16 protein-coding genes and 3 tRNA genes are annotated in these 18,653 nt (G+C 58.8%); 1 reads left to right on the top strand and 18 read right to left on the bottom strand.

All coding sequences use genetic code 11. The features are described 5' to 3' along the window. Positions 1–279 precede the first annotated feature (279 nt). From ampE to LOY69_RS04170, 3 genes are all read right to left on the bottom strand, one after another. Entirely contained in the window at positions 280–1,116 is an 837-nt protein-coding gene (gene ampE, locus LOY69_RS04180) for a regulatory signaling modulator protein AmpE (RefSeq protein WP_102878335.1), read from the bottom strand. Next, positions 1,113–1,673, bottom strand: coding sequence for a 1,6-anhydro-N-acetylmuramyl-L-alanine amidase AmpD (gene ampD, locus LOY69_RS04175; RefSeq protein ID WP_102861093.1), 561 nt, complete (start codon positions 1,671–1,673; stop codon positions 1,113–1,115). The genes ampE and ampD overlap by 4 nt, the downstream gene beginning before the upstream one ends. A gap of 63 nt (positions 1,674–1,736) precedes the next feature. Beyond that, positions 1,737–3,965: a DUF1631 domain-containing protein gene (locus LOY69_RS04170; RefSeq protein WP_110595990.1), complete on the bottom strand. Its 2,229-nt coding sequence runs from the start codon at positions 3,963–3,965 to the stop codon at positions 1,737–1,739. A gap of 363 nt (positions 3,966–4,328) precedes the next feature. Between LOY69_RS04170 and nadC the strand changes: the two genes are divergently transcribed. Beyond that, on the top strand, positions 4,329–5,177 hold the full coding sequence (gene nadC, locus LOY69_RS04165) for a carboxylating nicotinate-nucleotide diphosphorylase (RefSeq protein WP_110595989.1): 849 nt from the start codon (positions 4,329–4,331) through the stop codon (positions 5,175–5,177). A gap of 40 nt (positions 5,178–5,217) precedes the next feature. Here nadC and LOY69_RS04160 read toward each other — a convergent pair whose 3' ends face one another. From LOY69_RS04160 to glmM, 15 genes are all read right to left on the bottom strand, one after another. Beyond that, positions 5,218–5,514 (bottom strand): DUF6388 family protein, encoded by a 297-nt coding sequence (locus tag LOY69_RS04160; RefSeq protein ID WP_047283892.1) that lies wholly within the window; start codon positions 5,512–5,514, stop codon positions 5,218–5,220. Between the two features lie 269 nt (positions 5,515–5,783). Continuing rightward, on the bottom strand, positions 5,784–6,305 hold the full coding sequence (locus LOY69_RS04155) for a hypothetical protein (RefSeq protein WP_265074166.1): 522 nt from the start codon (positions 6,303–6,305) through the stop codon (positions 5,784–5,786). Between the two features lie 483 nt (positions 6,306–6,788). Next, positions 6,789–6,864: transfer RNA gene (locus LOY69_RS04150), tRNA-Thr, on the bottom strand. Between the two features lie 117 nt (positions 6,865–6,981). Beyond that, complete coding sequence (gene pnp / locus LOY69_RS04145; RefSeq protein ID WP_041115943.1) at positions 6,982–9,087, bottom strand: polyribonucleotide nucleotidyltransferase; 2,106 nt, start codon at positions 9,085–9,087, stop codon at positions 6,982–6,984. Positions 9,088–9,284: 197 nt separating this feature from the next. Further along, the gene (gene rpsO, locus LOY69_RS04140; protein ID WP_011059205.1) at positions 9,285–9,554 is read right to left on the bottom strand and encodes a 30S ribosomal protein S15; all 270 of its coding nucleotides are present in this window, start codon (positions 9,552–9,554) and stop codon (positions 9,285–9,287) included. 115 nt (positions 9,555–9,669) lie between these two features. Continuing rightward, positions 9,670–10,587: a tRNA pseudouridine(55) synthase TruB gene (gene truB / locus LOY69_RS04135; RefSeq protein WP_011059204.1), complete on the bottom strand. Its 918-nt coding sequence runs from the start codon at positions 10,585–10,587 to the stop codon at positions 9,670–9,672. A gap of 3 nt (positions 10,588–10,590) precedes the next feature. Beyond that, the gene (gene rbfA / locus LOY69_RS04130; RefSeq protein WP_016967778.1) at positions 10,591–10,992 is read right to left on the bottom strand and encodes a 30S ribosome-binding factor RbfA; all 402 of its coding nucleotides are present in this window, start codon (positions 10,990–10,992) and stop codon (positions 10,591–10,593) included. A 159-nt stretch (positions 10,993–11,151) separates the two neighbouring features. Beyond that, positions 11,152–13,668: a translation initiation factor IF-2 gene (infB, locus tag LOY69_RS04125; protein ID WP_102878332.1), complete on the bottom strand. Its 2,517-nt coding sequence runs from the start codon at positions 13,666–13,668 to the stop codon at positions 11,152–11,154. 27 nt (positions 13,669–13,695) lie between these two features. Beyond that, the gene (nusA, locus tag LOY69_RS04120; protein WP_011059201.1) at positions 13,696–15,177 is read right to left on the bottom strand and encodes a transcription termination factor NusA; all 1,482 of its coding nucleotides are present in this window, start codon (positions 15,175–15,177) and stop codon (positions 13,696–13,698) included. 47 nt (positions 15,178–15,224) lie between these two features. Next, the gene (gene rimP / locus LOY69_RS04115; protein WP_041120545.1) at positions 15,225–15,683 is read right to left on the bottom strand and encodes a ribosome maturation factor RimP; all 459 of its coding nucleotides are present in this window, start codon (positions 15,681–15,683) and stop codon (positions 15,225–15,227) included. Positions 15,684–15,813: 130 nt separating this feature from the next. Further along, a tRNA-Met gene (locus tag LOY69_RS04110) sits at positions 15,814–15,890 on the bottom strand. A gap of 96 nt (positions 15,891–15,986) precedes the next feature. Further along, positions 15,987–16,072 (bottom strand) — tRNA-Leu (locus LOY69_RS04105). 29 nt (positions 16,073–16,101) lie between these two features. After that, a complete protein-coding gene (secG, locus tag LOY69_RS04100) occupies positions 16,102–16,485 on the bottom strand; it encodes a preprotein translocase subunit SecG (RefSeq protein ID WP_015634120.1) in 384 nt (127 codons plus the stop codon). A 4-nt stretch (positions 16,486–16,489) separates the two neighbouring features. Beyond that, the gene (tpiA, locus tag LOY69_RS04095; RefSeq protein WP_102861086.1) at positions 16,490–17,245 is read right to left on the bottom strand and encodes a triose-phosphate isomerase; all 756 of its coding nucleotides are present in this window, start codon (positions 17,243–17,245) and stop codon (positions 16,490–16,492) included. Positions 17,246–17,311: 66 nt separating this feature from the next. Continuing rightward, on the bottom strand, positions 17,312–18,649 hold the full coding sequence (gene glmM / locus LOY69_RS04090) for a phosphoglucosamine mutase (RefSeq protein ID WP_102861085.1): 1,338 nt from the start codon (positions 18,647–18,649) through the stop codon (positions 17,312–17,314). Between the last annotated feature and the right edge of the window lie 4 nt (positions 18,650–18,653).

The raw sequence follows: 18,653 nt of genomic DNA, 5'->3' as shown, positions 1-18,653 counted from the left end.
CTGAACTTCATGCCGAAGCTCAGGCGGTTCATCAGCGCGACAGCGGGATAGAGCAAGCTCTTCACAAGGAAGTCTCCCTTTTCTTTTATTGTTATGGGCCGGCAGGCGAAGGCAGCAGAAAGCCACTATTCGGCGCTCCGTCTGTATAGCTCAATTTCGGGGGAGGTTTTGTAACTTAAAGTTAACCGCGCATGGGCGGTGGATCGGGGCGGTGGATCGAGCCCGTGGCCCGGGCTGGCGCAGCGAGCCAGACTGGCTCGCTGCGCCAGGGGCACAGATTCAGGCGAGAACGGTCCACAGGGCAAAACCGGCATACCAGAGCACGGCCGCCCGCAGCTGCAACTCCCAGATGCGGTCCAGGCTATTGATGCCCTCGGGCCCGGCCAAAGGGGGAGGAATCTCGGCAGCCACCAGGCCGACCTTCTCTACCAGTTGCGCGGCGCTGATGTGCCAGTTGAGCAACTCGTGGAGCATCACCCGGCTCACGGCCACGAAGTTGCCCACCAGGGCGAAGCTCGCCGCCAGCAGGCGCACCGGCAACCAGTCGAAGGCATGGCGCAACTGCGCCGCACGCTCCACCAGGGCGGGATTCTTACCGTGCTCGGCAGCCAGCGCCAGCAGGCGATAGCTCAAGGCCGCCACCGGGCCCAGCAGGAAGTACCAGAAGATCACCACGAAGAAGCTCTGGAAGGCCTGCCACAGCAGATAGCCCTGGACCCGTTCCAGCAGTTGCTCGCCATTGTCGGCGTCAATGTTCAGGTCACGCTTGGCCACATGCACCGCTGCTTGCAGGTCTTCACGGCGCCAGGCATCGCGAAACGGCCCGAGGCCACCGAGCAGATCGCCCCGACCCAGAGCGTAGATCACCACCAGCAGATGCACCGGCAGGGCCAACAGTCCATAGGTGACCGGCTCCAGCACCAGCAGCAAGAGACCGAGCAAGGCCACCGGCAGCAACACCAGCACCAGCAACAGGCACCATGGATGCCCCGCCAGACGCGGGCTGGCCTCCAACCGCGCCAACTCCTTCAGCCACCAACCGTCGCGCTGCACCCGCTGGCGCAAGGCCGAGAATTTCTCGATCCACACCGCCAGCAGCAACACCAGAAAACTCATTGTCCTTCTCCCTTCTCCAAGGCGGCACGATAACGTGCCCAGTCAAAAGCCTGGCCCGGGTCGGTCTTGCGCCCGGGAGCGATGTCGCTATGACCACAAATCCGTTGTGGCGTGATGGCGCAGAAAGCCGCCTGTAATTGTTTGGTCAGGGCACTCAGGGAACGGTACTGGGCGTCGGTGAAGGGCAATTCGTCAGTGCCCTCCAGTTCAATGCCCAGGGAAAAATCGTTGCACGTGTCCCGCCCCTCGAAGCTCGACACGCCGGCATGCCAGGCCCGATCCAGACAAGAGACAAACTGAGTGACCGCGCCGTCACGTTCGATCAGAAAATGCGCAGACACGCGCAAGTCGGCGATCCCGGCAAAATAGGGATGCTCTGTGACATCAAGGCGATTCTGGAAGAATTCCTGCACCTTGCCGGTGCCGAACTGCCCCGGCGGCAGACTGATGTTATGAATCACCAACAGGGAGATCTCGCCTGCCGGGCGTTCATTGAAATTGACTGACGGGCAGTGCCGTACGCCGTGACACCAACCCGTGGCAGGGTCCAGCCGCATACCGATTCCTTCAACTAAAGCCTTGAGTGGCCCAGTATGCCGCGTTACCCCCTCGGGTTGCGATCACTTGCCGTGATTGAGTCGCTGCAGATTGCCGATCACCGATTCCAGGGCCCGATCGAACAGCAAGGTATCGTCCAGCGCCCGCACCGCGCCGCGATGAAACTCCAGGGCCAGGCCCATGCGCGTGCGCTCCAGGACTTTCATTCCGGTGCGGTTGACGAATACGTACTTGGCCACGGGATGGGGAACAATCGCCGCCAGTTTGCAACGCAAGGTATTGTCCTCGTCCTCCTGAAACTCGACCCAGGCCCCCAAGCGCAGTTGCTCCACTTGCAGCACACCGGGGTCATTGGCCGGCAGAGCCAGCGGAGCGGCCTCCAGGGGGCCTTCTTCGGCGCTGGGCAGGACGATCTCCTGGGCCACCACGATCAGATCGCTAGGCTCGGCCCCCAGGGGCACCACTCGCTGTTGCGGTGCCTGGGCTTCACGCTCGAATGCCTGCAGGTGCAGAAGCTCCAGCTGGCTGAAGAATTCGCTAGTGGCAAAAGGATCGAAAGCTGCGCTGCTCAAACCGTCTCGCAGGCCCTTGAGCAGTCCCGGCACCAGGGCCAGCAGGCGCATTGCGGTGTCCGGCTGCTCGTGGCGTTGCACACTCCAGATCAGCTCGCGCATGACGCCCTCAGCAGTGCGCCATTCGGCAGAGTCATCACCGTGCTTCAGGCAACTGAGCAACAGCACCTGGCTCCAGGCATCGCGAACAAAATCCACCACTGTGTGCGGCAGCACCTTGCCCAGCAGCGCTTCATTGAGCGCCTGTTCCACCCGCCGTCTCGCCAGCTCCGCCTTGGCCCGCCCCTCCTCGGCGTCTCGGGTGCGCTGCTCCAGCAACTCGGCACGACGTCGTTCGTCGGCGGTAAAGGCGAGAAAATCGGCCAGCAGCTCGGAAAAGATCGCCGGGTCGTCGGTGAATTCGCTCAGCAGGCGTTGCACCACTTGTTCGATACGCAAATACAGGCTGTCACGCTGATGGTCATCGCAGCCGCCCCAGCCCATCGCTGCGGCAGCGATTTCATTGAGCAGGCGCCGCGCCGGGTGGTTGCCGCGACTGAAGAAACTCTTGTCCAGCACCGCCACCTTGAGCATGGGAATCTGCAGGCGGCCGATCAGCGCCTTGAGGGACTCCGGCAGGTTACGGTCGTCAAGGATGCACTCGAAGAGCATGGCAATCAGGTTGATCACATCCTCGTCGGCAACATCCACGACCCGGGACTTGCCGCTCTTGACGCTGACCCGGGTGAGCAGTTGTTCCAGCTGATTGCGCAGGTCGAAATCTTCCTGGGCACTGGGGGCCGGCACGTATTGCTGCAGATGGGACAGCAGGCGCATAAGGTCACGGGTCGAAATCGGTTGGGTTTCGGCGCTGGCCTCAAGGGTCGGGGCAACGCTGCCGCGCACATGCAGGAGCAGTGTCTGCAAGGCCGCGAAGACTTCCTGCACGCTCTCGTCGAGCGGGCTCTGACCCGGTTTGTGCGCACCGCCATCGGCAGTGGCGGTCTGGGCTTCAGCCTGGGCTCGATCCGAGGCCCGGCGCGCCGGGGCCGGCATCAGCTCCGGCAGGATTCCAGTGGCGATCAACAGTTGGTTGGCTTCGCCATAGAGCAGTTCGGCATCGCTGAGCACGTACCGCTCGAACAGCTTGAGGATGATCAACTTGACCTTGATCTCCACCCCCAGGCTGCGTCCGGCCTGGAGGAAGTACTCACAGAGCAGCGCCGGAGCCAGAGGGTTTTCCGCATCCGCCAAGCGCCGGCCCAGCAGCACGCCCAGGCGCGCCGTCAGTTGCCCGAGGGCGAAGCCGTCCCGGTTGAGAACCTTGGCCACCATGGCATCCACGGCCACGGTCTTTTCCAGATCATCCCGGGAAGGGTCAAGAGAAGGGTCGTAAGCCACCGAATGGGGAATGACCAGGGCCGGGTCGTACTGCACCAGGCCAGCGAAGGCTTCGAAAAACTTTTCCAGAAAACCGCGTTCGATGCTTTTGCGCTTCAAGCGCAGGTCGCGCATGGCCTCAAACAGGGTGTTCTGCTCGACATTGTTCTGCGCCCGATCGGCCATTTCGAACAGCGTGTCGTCGGCGTTATCGAACAGTTCCTGTAAACCGTGACGCAGCTGCTGGGCGGCCTTGTCTCGAACCTGAAGCAGAATCACCGGCAGGCGGGCAAGCGGCGAAGCGGTCGCCTGATCTGTAGCCGCCTTGTGCAAAGGCACTACATTCCCGTCGTTGTGCATCCAAGCCTCCTGGAAAGGTGTTTCTTCGGTTCGAAATCAAGGTTCAGTCAAGCCGACGGCGCTCACAGTCGGCTCTCAGCGGAGGCAAATGCATTCCACTGCACTTTATTTAAGGGGGAGCCAAAGACACGTCAAAGCTATGACGTCAATTACAAGTCATATTATCTTGTAAAAGTCCCCTCTTGCGCCAGCAGACTCTGCCGCCTATCCGGAAATAACCCTCAGGCAAACTAGAAAAATCACTCTTGCTTATCAGACAAATCGACGAAAGACAGGTTCGTCAAAGACTCGCCGAGATTTGCCACCTTGGGTTCGCCGATCCCATGCCCCTATAATCGGCGCACTTAGTTTGTGGAGCCCGTTATGCCGAATCTACGCCTCGCCGACCTGACCGCCGAAATCGAAGCCAACGTGCGCCGCGCGTTGCTGGAGGACATCGGCAGCGGCGACATCACCGCGCAACTGATCCCGGCCGAACGCCTGGCCAAAGCCACCATCATCACTCGCGAAGCGGCGGTCGTCGCTGGTACAGCCTGGGTGGATGCGGTGTTCCGCCAACTGGACCCGCGGGTTGCCGTGCACTGGCAAGTGGCTGACGGCGAGCGGGTGGTCCCCAACCAGGCGCTGTTCCACCTTGAAGGCCCGGCCCGCTCACTGCTCACCGGCGAACGCAGCGCTCTGAACTTCCTGCAACTGCTGTCCGGCGTGGCCACCCGCGCCCGTTATCTGGCCGACTTTGTCACCGATACCCAGGTCAAGCTGCTGGATACCCGCAAGACCCTTCCCGGCCTGCGCCTGGCACAGAAGTACGCGGTTACCTGCGGCGGCTGCCACAACCACCGTATCGGTCTGTATGACGCCTTCCTGATCAAGGAGAACCACATCGCAGCCTGTGGCGGCATCGCCCAGGCCATCAGCGCCGCCCACAAGATCGCCCCGGGCAAGCCGGTGGAAGTGGAAGTGGAAAGCCTTGGGGAGTTGAAACAAGCCCTGGCGGCGGGTGCCGACATCATCATGCTCGACGAACTGAGCCTGGACGATATGCGCGAGGCGGTACGCCTGAATGCCGGCAAGGCCAAGCTGGAAGCCAGCGGGGGAATCAACGAAAGCACCTTGCGCCCGATTGCCGAAACCGGGGTGGACTACATTTCCATCGGTGCCATGACCAAGGATGTGAAAGCCCTGGACCTGTCCATGCGGCTGAGCATCTGATCCATGAAAAACGCCAGCCTGATTAAGGCTGGCGTCGGGCTCAACTGTCGATCTCGTTGAGCTGCAGATAATCCTCAAGGTCCATGCCCAGCGCTTCAGCAACCTCCTGATGCACCTCCAGGCGCATAGCCTTCAGTTCCTCCGGTGTCTCGGCCACCAGATCGAGCACCAGTTCCCACGGCTCGATGCCGCGAGACTCTGCCTCGTCCTCAAACGCCCATTGCGCTTGCTGCTTCTGTTCTTCGGGGCTCAGGGCGCTGATTTCCTCTTGCAAGGAAGGCGTGGCAGCCAGGTACCGTTCAAGCGCTACGTCGATTCTTGCCTCTTTAGGAATCATCTCGTTCTCTCTGATCATGGGAATGGAAGATGGATCTGGATCGTTGGGATCTCTCTGCCGCAAAAAACCGTTACAACCGTCGATTTATCTGGCCTTCAGAACCATTCGGGATCATCTGAAAACAGCATGCTGGTACTCAGACAGCAACCGAATATAGGACCTTTGGGCGACGATTTATATGACCTGATGCACCGATGAGCGAGAAATCGGCGGATTTCCGGGCCGTCACCAGACACAGACTCGCCAGAAACCTCAGGAAACCAGGTTGATCAACCGGCCGCTGTTCCTTTTCTCAAGCAAACGCCTGCCTTGCCCAGTTCGAAAAATCTTCTGAGATTTTCCAGGATGTCGTACTGCTGAACCGTCCCATCGCGGGCAATATTCATTTCAGCCCTGGTCACCCACAAGTGCCTGTCCTTGCTTTGATTAGGAATAACGGAGAGCACGATATTGAACTTTGTAGCCTCAGGAGGGGTCCCGGCTGACTTAGGTTCATAAAAATTGAAAGTCAGCTGGTTATCATCATTGGGCGAGACGCTTTGCGCACTGACAACAGGCAGTCCAGCCTTCGCAGCTGCTGGAAAATGAGCCGAGAACAACACGCTTCTACCCCGCACCTCTTTGGTGATTTCCAGATAATATTGTTCAGCATCTTTCACATTCGCTGGAGTCGTGCACTCTTCGCCCTCCATTGCAAAATACTGCCCCTCAAACTCATACGTGGGGGCCTTCTCACAGGCTGCGAGGGACAGCGATACTGCGCTGATTAACGCCAACTTCCACTTCTTCACGCTGAACACTCCTTGATTTCAGGCCGTCATTATGGGCAAGGCCGTTCGCTGGCACCACTTGATTCATGAGCAGCATCAAGTACTTGCACAAGCAACCCAGTACGACTCCCTTCTCATTACGAAAGCATCGACTTTAAATAGCATCGGCCAAACTCTTAGAAGCACGATACGCACTAGCGAATATAGAAAAGTGAAGTCTTAGTTCGGCTTACTATTTGCCTGCCATAAGAACCCTTAAAAACACACCATTCAACAATCAACCCCAGCAGCACCCGGCTCAATAGAACAGCAGCTCCTGAAACTTTCAGAGCAAACTCTGGCAATTATCAATAATGAGTCATGAATACAACCGACGAACTCAACACCAGTTGAAGCTGGCTGCCGACCTTTCTTGGGGAGGTATCTTTCGAGGGCGCTCATTCAGCGCTAGAGGGACTTTGCTGGCGGGGCTAAACACTGGCAAACCGCCCCAAACTCGATATCTGGTGCCGGAGACAGGAATCGAACCTGCGACCTTCGCGTTACGAGTGCGCTGCTCTACCGACTGAGCTACACCGGCGTGGGTTAAAACCTAGCACCGGCGCCCAAGGCCGGCAACCAGGAGCCTTTGCGCACATAGCAAAACGCCCCGAACCAGTCGGGGCGTTTGCTTGTTCAGCGTATGGCTAGGGGACGATTAAACGCCCGAAGCCTTGGCTGCTGCCACGTCTTTGATGGACAGCTTGATACGACCGCGGTTGTCCACGTCCAGTACCAGCACTTCCACTTCCTGACCTTCTTTCAGGATGTCGGTGACTTTCTCAACGCGAGCGTCGCTCAGCATGGAGATGTGCACCAGACCGTCCTTACCCGGCAGGATGTTGACGAAGGCGCCGAAGTCGACGATGCGCTCAACCTTGCCGACGTAGATCTTGCCGATCTCGGCTTCCGCGGTGATGCCCAGAACGCGCTGACGCGCGGCCTCTGCAGCTTCCTTGGTTTCGCCGAAGATCTTGATCGAACCGTCGTCTTCGATGTCGATCGAAGCCTTGGTTTCTTCGCAGATCGCACGGATGGTGGCGCCACCTTTACCGATGACGTCACGGATCTTGTCGGTGTCGATCTTCATCGCGATCATGGTCGGTGCGTTGGCCGACAGCTCGGTACGGGACTGACCGATGATCTGGTTCATCTGGCCGAGGATGTTCAGGCGAGCTTCCAGGGCCTGGCCCAGGGCGATCTCCATGATTTCTTCGGTGATGCCCTTGATCTTGATGTCCATCTGCAGCGCGGTGACGCCTTTGGCGGTACCGGCTACCTTGAAGTCCATGTCGCCCAGGTGGTCTTCGTCACCCAGGATGTCGGTCAGGACGGCGAACTTCTCGCCTTCTTTAACCAGGCCCATGGCGATACCGGCAACCGGCGCCTTCATCGGTACACCAGCGTCCATCAGCGCCAGGGAAGCACCGCACACGGAAGCCATGGAGCTGGAACCGTTGGATTCGGTGATTTCCGATACTACGCGGATGGTGTAAGGGAACACGTCAGCGGCTGGCAGCATGGCCTGGACCGAACGACGGGCCAGACGGCCGTGACCGATTTCACGACGACCAGCGCCGCCCATGCGACCACACTCGCCCACCGAGAACGGAGGGAAGTTGTAGTGCAGCATGAAGGGGTCTTTTTTCTCGCCTTCCAGGGTGTCCAGCAGCTGTGCGTCACGGGCAGTACCCAGGGTCGCAACCACCAGGGCCTGGGTTTCGCCACGGGTGAACAGGGCCGAACCGTGAGTCTTCGGCAGGACGCCGACTTCGATGTTCAGCGGACGTACAGTGCGGGTGTCGCGGCCGTCGATACGTGGCTTGCCGTTAACGATGTTTTCGCGAACGGTGCGGTATTCGATCTCGCCGAAAGCAGCTTTGACGTCGGCAGCCGAAGGCTGGCCTTCTTCACCGGAGAGCTTGGCGACCACCTGGTCTTTCAGCTCGCCCAGGCGAGCGTAACGGTCGGCCTTGACGGTGATGGTGTAAGCCTGGGAGATGGCTTCGCCGAACTCGGCACGGATAGCGCCCAACAGTTCGGTGGCTTCTGGGGCAGCAGCCCAGTCCCAGGTAGGCTTGGCAGCTTCGGCGGCCAGCTCTTTGACAGCCTTGATCACAGACTGGAATTCGTCGTGGGCGAACAGTACAGCGCCCAGCATCTGGTCTTCGGTCAGCTCTTTGGCTTCCGACTCAACCATCAGCACGGCTTCTTCGGTACCGGCCACAACCATGTCCAGGCTCGAAGCAGCCAGTTGTTCGTAGGTTGGGTTCAGCAGGTAGCCAGTGCTTTCATGGAAAGCCACGCGAGCGGCGCCGATCGGGCCGTCGAAAGGAATGCCGGAAATCGCCAGGGCAGCCGAGGTACCGATCATCGCAGCGATGTCCGGATCGGTCTTCTTGCTGGTGGAAACCACGGTGCAGACAACCTGCACTTCGTTCATGAAGCCTTCTGGGAACAGAGGGCGGATCGGACGGTCGATCAGACGCGAGGTCAGGGTTTCTTTCTCGGAAGGACGGCCTTCACGCTTGAAGAAACCGCCAGGGATCTTACCGGCAGCGTAAGTCTTTTCCTGGTAGTGAACAGACAGAGGGAAGAAGCCCTTGCCTGGGTCGGCTTGCTTGGCGCCAACCACGGTCACCAATACGCTGACGTCGTCGTCAACGGTGACCAATACTGCGCCGGAAGCTTGACGGGCGATACGGCCAGTCTCGAGGGTTACGGTCGACTGACCGAACTGGAATTTTTTGATTACCGGGTTCACGGTGTCCTACCTTCTTTGTGGCTCTTGGGGAAACTTGATTCTTGCGAAATTCTTGGGCAATGCGGGGAATCGGCCCAGCCTTTATTGTCCAGGTAAAACGGTGCAGCAGATAAAACTTGAGGCTGGGAGCCTGCCATACGCCGGCGGAAAAACCGCTGACGCATGGCAAACAACCAACCTCATAGCGCAATCGCTGATTAGCGACGCAGACCCAGACGACCGATCAGGGTGCTGTAACGGCTCAGGTCTTTGCCTTTCAGGTAGTCCAGCAGCTTACGACGCTGGTTTACCATGCGGATCAGGCCACGACGGGAGTGGTGGTCTTTACCGTTGGCTTTGAAGTGACCTTGCAGTTTGTTGATGTTGGCGGTCAGCAGTGCAACTTGCACTTCTGGCGAACCAGTGTCACCAACAGCTTGCTGGTAGTCGGTTACGATCTGAGCTTTTTCTTCAACGCTGAGTGCCATGTGGGCAATCCTTATATCAGGAAACTGTTCAAGAACAGTTTCAACAGGCCAGGGACAAATCCCTGTATCTATAAATGAGTAGTGACCGTGCCTGTTAACAGCCACCCTCGTCCGGTCATTCTGACCGAATCAGTCGACGCGGCGCGATGCGCCCGTCTTCGCTCACTTCACCGATACCGATGAAGCGACCGTTGTGATCCTGTACCCGCACCATGCCGAACTTCGGTGCATCCGGGGCACGTACCGGCTGGCCATTGAGCCAGTAGAACGCGCTGTGCTCCGAGAACTGCAGCAGTGGCCAATCCAGCAGGCCGCTGTCCGATGGCATCAGGAAGCGATCTACCGCTTCATTGCCGCCTTCGGCGTGCACGGCTTCAAGCTCTTCCAAGGTGACCGTCTGGGCCAAGCTGAAAGGTCCGGCCTGGGTCCGTCGCAGTTCTGCAACGTAAGCACCGCAGCCGAGCTTTTCACCAATATCTTCCACCAGGGTGCGGATATAGGTGCCTTTGCTGCAGTCCACCGCCAGGCGCGCAGTGTCGCCTTCAAAGGCGAGTAATTCCAAGCGCGCAATAGTAACAGAACGCGGTTCGCGCTCCACCACTTCCCCTGCACGAGCCAGTTTGTAGAGTGGCTGGCCATCACGCTTGAGGGCCGAGTACATCGGCGGTATCTGTTTGATTTCGCCGCGAAATTCCGGCAATACCGCTTCGATATCGGCACGACCAACGGTCACTTCGCGGGTCTGCAAAACTTCGCCTTCAGCATCCGCAGTGGTGGTGGTCTTGCCCAACTGCGCCAGGGTTTCGTAACCCTTGTCGGAATCGAGCAGGTATTGCGAGAACTTGGTGGCCTCGCCGAAGCACAGCGGCAGCACACCGGTGGCCAGGGGATCGAGGCTGCCGGTGTGACCGGCCTTTTCGGCATTGAGCAACCAGCGGACTTTCTGCAGCGCCGCATTGGAGGTGAAGCCCAGCGGCTTGTCCAGAAGGATGATGCCGCTGACGTTACGACGGATACGCTTGACCTGAGCCACCGCTTACTCCTTGGCGTCTTCAGGGGCAGGCGCGTCGCCATGCTGGCTGTCTTCAGCCACGGCGCGCTCGATCAGGGCCGACAAGTGCGCCCCGCGGGCCACGCTTTCGTCGTAATGGAAGTGCAGTTGCGGCACGCTGCGCAGCTTCATTTCCTTGGCCAGTTGCATGCGCAGGAAACCTGCCGCCGAGTTCAGCACCTTGATGCTCTGGGCGATCTCTTCGGCGTTTTCCTGGCCCATCACGGTGATGAAAATCTTCGCGTGACCGACATCGCGGCTGACTTCCACGGCGGTGATGGTCACCAGGCCGACGCGTGGATCCTTGACTTCGCGACGGATCAGTTGCGCCAGTTCGCGCTGCATCTGATCACCGATGCGTTGGGTACGGCTGTATTCTTTTGCCATGTCTTGTTACCTGTTACTGCCTCACGGTGAAACCCGTGTGGTCTGAAAGCGGCAAACGCCCGGCCTGGCAGGAGCCAGACCGGGCGTTGCGTTTAGAGGCCGCTGGCGGTGCCGTGCATGAACATGCTACGGGCCACCAGGGCTCTTGAAGTGCGCGAGTTAGAGGCTGCGAGCAACCTGGACCTTCTCGAAGACTTCGATCTTGTCACCGACTTTGACGTCGTTGTAGCTCTTCACGCCGATACCGCATTCCATGCCGGCACGCACTTCGGAGGCGTCATCCTTGAAGCGGCGCAGGGATTCCAGCTCGCCTTCGAAGATAACGATGTCTTCACGCAGTACACGGATTGGGCGGTTACGGTGCACGACACCTTCGATGACCATGCAACCGGCGATCGCGCCAAACTTCGGCGAGCGGAACACGTCGCGAACTTCGGCAACACCCAGGATGTTCTCCCGAACGTCGCTGCCCAACATACCGGTCAGGGCTTTCTTGACGTCTTCGATGATGTCGTAGATCACGTTGTAGTAACGCATATCCAGACCTTCCTGCTCGACGATCTTCCGGGCGCCGGCATCGGCACGCACGTTGAAGCCGAACAGTACAGCGTTGGAGGCCAGTGCCAGGTTGGCGTCGCTTTCGGTGATACCACCGACGCCGCCGCCCACTACGCGCACTTGCACTTCGTCGTTGCCCAGGCCGTTCAGAGCGCCTTGCAGAGCTTCCAACGAACCACGGACGTCGGATTTGAGGACGATGTTGAGCGTCTTCTTCTCTTCCTGGCCCATGCTTTCGAAGATGTTTTCCAGCTTGCCGGCGTGAGCACGAGCCAGTTTGACTTCGCGGAACTTGCCTTGACGGAACAGAGCCACTTCACGGGCTTTCTTCTCGTCGGCCACTACGCTCATCTCGTCGCCAGCGTCCGGGGTACCGTCCAGGCCGAGGATCTCGACCGGGATGGAAGGACCGGCTTCCTTGATTGGCTTGCCGTTCTCGTCGAGCATGGCGCGCACGCGGCCGTAGTTCGAGCCAACCAGCACCATGTCGCCTTGACGCAGCGTACCGTCCTGAACCAGCACGGTGGCTACCGGGCCACGGCCCTTGTCGAGACGGGATTCCACCACGACACCACGGCCTGGGGCCGAAGGAGTCGCCTTGAGTTCCAGTACTTCGGCCTGCAGCAGAACGGCTTCGAGCAGGTCGTCGACACCGGTACCCATTTTCGCGGAGACCGGTACGAACGGCGTATCGCCACCCCAATCTTCCGACGTCACGCCGTGAACCGAGAGCTCACTGCGGATACGGTCCAGATCAGCGCCTGGCTTATCGATCTTGTTCACCGCAACCACCAGCGGCACGCCGGCAGCTTGTGCGTGCTGAACGGCTTCAATGGTCTGCGGCATCACGCCGTCGTCCGCTGCAACCACCAGGATCACGATGTCGGTAGCCTTGGCACCACGGGCACGCATGGCGGTAAACGCGGCGTGACCTGGGGTGTCGAGGAAGGTGACCATGCCGCGCTCGGTTTCTACGTGGTAGGCACCGATGTGCTGGGTAATGCCACCGGCTTCGCCCGCGGCCACTTTGGCGCGACGGATGTAGTCCAGCAACGAGGTCTTACCGTGGTCAACGTGGCCCATTACAGTCACGACCGGCGCACGAGCAACCGCTTCACCTTCAAACTTCAGGGACTCGGCCAGGGAATCTTCCAGGGCAGTGTCGCTGACCAGGGTCACTTTGTGGCCCAGTTCTTCAGCAACCAGCTGGGCAGTTTCCTGGTCCAGAACCTGGTTGATGGTGGCTGGAGTGCCCAGCTTGAACATGAACTTGATGACTTCGGCAGCCTTGACCGACATCTGCTGGGCCAGTTCGCCCACAGTGATGGTCTCGCCGATCTGCACGTCACGTACCACTGGCCCGGTTGGGCTCTGGAAACCGTGAGCGTTGCGCTTCTTCAGCTTGGCCTTGCCGCGACCACCACGACGGAAGCCATCGCTTTCTTCGTCGGTGGTACGTGGAGCAACGCGCGGCGCTGGCGCCTTTTCCTTGACCGAAGCACGATGAGGAGCGTTTTTGCGCTCGCCATCGCCGCTGCGACGGTTGTCGTCGTTGCGGGACTTGTCCGGACGGCGCTGCTCGTCTTTCTTGCGCTCGGCAACCGGCGCCGGAGCGGCCACTGGTGCTTCTTGCACGGCTTCGACCACAGGCGCAGGTGCAGGGGCTGCAGCAGCTTGCGCGGCAACAGGCTCGGCAACCGGAGCAGGCTGGCGACGCGCTTCTTCTTCGGCGCGACGCTTGGCTTCTTCTTCAGCCTTTTGACGAGCAGCATTTTCTACTGCGCGGCGTTCTTCCAGTTCGCGTTGACGCTCGGCTTCGATTTCTTCCGGGCTGCGCTGCACGAAGACTTTCTTCTTGCGCACTTCAACGCTGATGCTTTTGCTACCAGCAACACGCAGGGTGCTGGTGGTCTTGCGCTGCAAAGTGATCTTGCGTGGTTCTTCCACTTTCGCCTTGTGGCTGCTTTTCAGATGAGTCAGCAACGACTGCTTCTCACTGTCGCTCACATGTTCCTCGGCGGCGGTGTGCGGCAGACCTGCCTCACGCATCTGCTGCAGCAGGCGCTCTACCGGTGTTTTGACCTCATCGGCCAGTTGTTTCACCGTGACTTGCGTCATGCACTTCTCTCCTCAGGCCGCGCCTAATTACTCGAACCAGTGGGCTCGGGCGGCCATGATCAACTTGCCGGCACGATCATCGTCAATGCCGTCGATGTCGAGCAGGTCGTCAATAGACTGCTCGGCCAGGTCTTCGCGGGTAATTACGCCGCGCACCGCCAGTTCCATCGCCAAATCCTTGTCCATACCCTCAAGCGAGAGCAGGTCTTCGGCCGGATGGGCGTCTGCCAGCTTTTCCTCAGTAGCGATGGCTTTAGTCAACAAGCGATCCTTGGCCCGAGCGCGAAGCTCGTTGACGATATCTTCGTCAAAGCCGTCGATGTTGAGCATTTCTTCCAGCGGTACGTAGGCAATCTCTTCCAGGCTGGTGAAGCCTTCATCAACCAGAACCTGTGCCAGTTCTTCATCAACTTCCAGCTCGTCGATGAAGTTGCGCAGGATGTCGCCGGTTTCTGCTTGCTGCTTGGCCTGGATGTCCGATTCGGTCATCACGTTCAGGGTCCAGCCAGTCAATTGGCTGGCCAGACGCACGTTCTGACCACCGCGACCGATGGCCTGAGCCAGATTGTCTGCGCCAACGGCGATGTCCATGGCATGGGCATCTTCGTCAACGATAATTGCCGCGACCTCAGCCGGCGACATGGCATTGATCACGAACTGCGCCGGGTTCTCGTCCCACAGGACGATGTCCACGCGCTCGCCGCCCAACTCACCGGATACGGCCTGGACGCGCGAACCGCGCATACCAATGCACGCGCCCTGCGGGTCGATGCGTTTGTCTTTGGAGCGGACTGCGATCTTGGCCCGCGAACCCGGATCACGGGAGGCGGCCATGACTTCGATCAGGCCTTCGGCAATTTCCGGCACTTCGATACGGAACAGCTCGATCAGCATTTCCGGTGCGGTACGCGACAGGATCAGCTGCGGGCCGCGATTCTCGGTGCGGATTTCCTTGAGCAGCGCACGCAGGCGCACGCCAACCCGGAAAGTCTCACGGGAGATGATGTCTTCACGGGCCAGCAACGCTTCAGCGTTGTTACCCAGGTCAACGATCACGTTGTCACGTGTCACTTTTTTCACGGTGCCGGAGATGATTTCTCCCAGGCGCTCGCGATAGGCATCAACCACCTGTGCGCGCTCGGCTTCGCGAACTTTCTGCACAATGACCTGCTTGGCGGTCTGGGCAGCGATGCGGCCGAACTCGATGGATTCGATTTTCTCTTCGATCACATCACCGACTTTGGCGTCGGGATGGGTTTCACGAGCCTTGCTCAACCAGGTCTCGACCGCTGGGTCATCCAGATCGGCTTCTTCAACCACCGTCCAGCGACGGAAAGTTTCATAGGAACCGGTGTGGCGATTGATTTCCACACGCAGGTCCACTTCGTCTTCAAAACGCTTTTTGGTAGCAGTGGCCAGGGCCAGCTCCAGCGCTTCAAAAATCACGCTTGCCGGTACACCCTTTTCATTGGATACCGACTCAACAACCAGCAGTACTTCTTTGCTCATCGTACGCCTCGCCTTTCGCAAGCCATTGGATCCGCGGGATCCGCGTCTCAGTCAAAACTGGGAATAATGTTGGCCTTGTCGATCATATCGATCGGCAACAGAAACTCGTGATCATCCACCTGCACCACGACGTCCTGCTCCTCCACCCCGCGGAGAAGGCCCTGAAAATTACGCCGACCTTCGAAAGGCGAGCGCAGCTTGATCTTCACTTGCTCACCGACATACTTGGCGAACTGTTCAAGGGTGAACAGTGGGCGTTCCATGCCAGGAGAGGAAACCTCAAGGGTGTATTCAACGGAAATCGGATCTTCTACGTCGAGAACACCGCTGATCTGACGGCTGACGATGGCGCAATCGTCCACCAGCACGCCGCCTTCTTTATCGATATAAACGCGCAACAATGAGTGGCGACCCTGAGCCGAAAACTCAATACCCCAGCATTCATAGCCAAGGGCCACGACCACCGGGGCCAACAAGGCCTGCAACTGTTCTAGCTTGCTCGACACCTGAACCCCCTCGTGCATGCTTGTGCAAATAAAAAATGGGCGAAGCGCCCATCCCGGAAACGCCGTTGAATAGCGGCGTTATAAAGTGTCCAGCTAACAAAAAGCCCCTGAAAAGGGGCTCCGCTAAAACTGGTTGCGGGGGCCGGATTTGAACCGACGACCTTCGGGTTATGAGCCCGACGAGCTACCAGACTGCTCCACCCCGCGACAAAGCTGGGGCGGAAGTATACGACTGATCCCTTTTTGGGTCAATGTAACCTTCCACCTACAAGAAAGCCCGCAACCGCGGGCTCTCCTGACAATTGGTACCGAGAAGGGGACTCGAACCCCTACACCCTATGGGCACAACCACCTCAAGGTTGCGTGTCTACCAATTCCACCACCTCGGCATAGACTACGTTACTGCGTGAAACTCTTCTTACTTCTGCTCTGGAGCTGGAGGTACGTCAGTCGCACTATTGGCCGACTTTTGCTCTTGGAGCACCGGGACATCATCAGAAGCCGGTTTTTGCTTTGGTACTTCAAGTACTGCTGGATCTGGCAAACCTACTTGAGTCAGCTGATGAGCTTTCTCTTTAGCAAAGTAACCTAACCCCAAGCTGGTTATGAAGAAACCGGCGGCAAGTATAGCAGTAAACTTACTAAGAAAGGTAGAGGAACCTTGGCTTCCGAACACAGTATTTGAAGCACCTGCACCGAAAGACGCGCCAGCATCCGCACCTTTACCCTGCTGCAGCAGAACCAGAGCAACTACGCCCAGGGCACCCAGCAGATGAAAAACGACTACGACTGTTTCCAGCATTTTTTCAGTTTCCCGCGGCGCGACAGATCGCACCGAACTCATCTGCATTCAGGGAAGCTCCACCAATGAGCCCCCCATCGATATCCGGCATGCCGAACAGTTCGACCGCATTGGCCGCCTTCACGCTGCCGCCGTATAGAAGCCGCACTCCTCGTGCCACTTCAGAATTCTCTGCCGCCAACTGCGCGCGAATGGCTGCGTGCACATCCTGCGCCTGTTGCGGTGTTGCAGTCAGCCCGGTACCAATGGCCCAGACCGGCTCGTAAGCGATAACAGCACTGGCGAATGCGCCAACACCCAACTCTTCAATGATGCTGCCCAGCTGACGACCGACAACTTCCAGAGTCTTCCCCGCTTCGCGCTGCTCGAGGGTCTCCCCCACACACAGAATCGGCTTCAGACCACAAGCCTGTGCTGCCGCGAACTTGCGGTTAAGCGTCGCGTCCCGCTCGCCCATTATCATGCGGCGCTCAGAGTGCCCAACCAGCACCAAGGAACAACCTGCGTCCACCAATTGACTCGGGGCGATTTCGCCCGTCAACGCACCTTGCATGGATTCCACCGCAGAGTTCTGCGCGCCGACCTGAATCGACTTGCCTTTCAAGCCATCAATCACTTGATTGATATACAAGCAAGGCGGGAATACCGCGACATCAACACCGCTTGGCAAGGCCAGATGACGAAGGCCGTTGATCAGCTCAGCGACGCTGGCGCGGGTACCGTGCATCTTCCAGTTACCAGCTACCATAGGGCGACGCATGCTGTACCTCGTCGGTCAAAGTGGGCGCAGATGTTACCCAACCAAAACAACACTGGCAAGCCGAAATCAGGCAGAAACTTCAGCAACCAGTTTTGCCAGCTCATCAGCATAAGCGCGAACCTGTGCTTCATCGTCACCTTCGACCATGACACGCACCAGCGGCTCAGTACCGGACTTGCGCAACAGAACCCGACCACGCCCCGCCATAGCGGTCGTAACGCGCTCGCAAGCCTCTTTCACAGCAGGATGCTCAACCGGGCTCTCGCCACCACCAAAACGGACATTGACCAGCACTTGAGGGCATTTGCGCAGCCCTTGGCGTGATTGCGCCAGACTTTCACCACGCGCCTTGAGCGCCATCAGCACCTGTAGCGCAGCGATGATCGCATCACCGGTGGTCGCGTGGCGGAAGCACACGATATGGCCGGAATTCTCTCCACCCACCAACCAGTTGCGCTCAAGCAGCTCAGCAATCACATAACGATCACCTACGTTGGCCCGGACAAAAGGAATACCCAGATCCGCCAGAGCCAGCTCCAGCCCCAGATTGCTCATAAGCGTCCCGACTACACCGCCTTGCAACTTGTCACGCTCATGCAGGTCCCGGGCGATGATGAACAGCAGCTCATCACCGTCAACAATTGCACCGGTCTGGTCGACCATCAGCACCCGGTCACCGTCGCCATCAAAGGCAATACCCAGATCCGCGTGCTCAGCCAGGACCGCCGCCTGCAGTTGCGACATATGAGTCGAACCGCAGTTCTCGTTGATGTTCAAGCCATTAGGCTGCGCAGATAGAACCGTGACTTGCGCACCCAACTCGCGGAATACACTCGGCGCGACCTTGTAGGTGGCGCCATGAGCGCAGTCCAGGACGATCTTCAAGCCTGCAAAACTGGTGCTCGATGGCACGCTGCTCTTGCAGAACTCGATATAGCGTCCCGATGCATCGTTGATCCGCGACACCTTGCCGAGCTTGCTCGACTCCACCACGGTCATGGGCGCATCCAGTAACTCCTCGATCATCAACTCCACCTCGTCAGGCAACTTGGTGCCCTCACCCGAGAAGAACTTGATGCCGTTGTCATCATGGGGATTGTGCGAAGCACTGATGACAATCCCGGCCTCCGCATGGAAGGTGCGCGTCAGATAGGCGATAGCCGGAGTTGGCATCGGCCCCAACAGCATGACATCTGCACCGGCAGCAGATAGCCCCGCCTCGAGAGCCGACTCGAACATGTACCCAGAGATACGCGTGTCCTTACCTACCAGCACACGGCAAGCCCCCATGCTGCGGAAAGCCATGCCCGCCGCCCAGCCGAGCTTGAGCATGAAGTCTGGAGTAATAGGGTATTCGCCCACACGACCACGAATGCCGTCGGTGCCAAAATATTTCTTAGTCATAAGT

This window comes from Pseudomonas sp. B21-059 (genome assembly GCF_026016285.1).
GTDB classification, from domain to species: Bacteria; Pseudomonadota; Gammaproteobacteria; order Pseudomonadales; family Pseudomonadaceae; genus Aquipseudomonas; species Aquipseudomonas danubii.
The sequence above is the reverse complement of the archived record's forward strand: the minus strand, read 5'-3'. Positions and strand labels throughout refer to the sequence as shown.

Excerpts from the sequence above, each read along its gene's own strand:
- ampE (WP_102878335.1), bottom strand. The coding sequence starts at position 1,116 with ATGAGTTTTCTGGTGTTGCTGCTGGCGGTGTGGATCGAGAAATTCTCG.
- ampD (WP_102861093.1), bottom strand. The coding sequence starts at position 1,673 with ATGCGGCTGGACCCTGCCACGGGTTGGTGTCACGGCGTACGGCACTGC.
- nusA (WP_011059201.1), bottom strand. The coding sequence starts at position 15,177 with ATGAGCAAAGAAGTACTGCTGGTTGTTGAGTCGGTATCCAATGAAAAG.
- secG (WP_015634120.1), bottom strand. The coding sequence starts at position 16,485 with ATGCTGGAAACAGTCGTAGTCGTTTTTCATCTGCTGGGTGCCCTGGGC.
- rpsO (WP_011059205.1), bottom strand. The coding sequence starts at position 9,554 with ATGGCACTCAGCGTTGAAGAAAAAGCTCAGATCGTAACCGACTACCAG.
- glmM (WP_102861085.1), bottom strand. The coding sequence starts at position 18,649 with ATGACTAAGAAATATTTTGGCACCGACGGCATTCGTGGTCGTGTGGGC.
- LOY69_RS04160 (WP_047283892.1), bottom strand. The coding sequence starts at position 5,514 with ATGATTCCTAAAGAGGCAAGAATCGACGTAGCGCTTGAACGGTACCTG.
- tpiA (WP_102861086.1), bottom strand. The coding sequence starts at position 17,245 with ATGCGTCGCCCTATGGTAGCTGGTAACTGGAAGATGCACGGTACCCGC.
- LOY69_RS04170 (WP_110595990.1), bottom strand. The coding sequence starts at position 3,965 with ATGCACAACGACGGGAATGTAGTGCCTTTGCACAAGGCGGCTACAGAT.
- infB (WP_102878332.1), bottom strand. The coding sequence starts at position 13,668 with ATGACGCAAGTCACGGTGAAACAACTGGCCGATGAGGTCAAAACACCG.
- nadC (WP_110595989.1), top strand. The coding sequence starts at position 4,329 with ATGCCGAATCTACGCCTCGCCGACCTGACCGCCGAAATCGAAGCCAAC.
- rbfA (WP_016967778.1), bottom strand. The coding sequence starts at position 10,992 with ATGGCAAAAGAATACAGCCGTACCCAACGCATCGGTGATCAGATGCAG.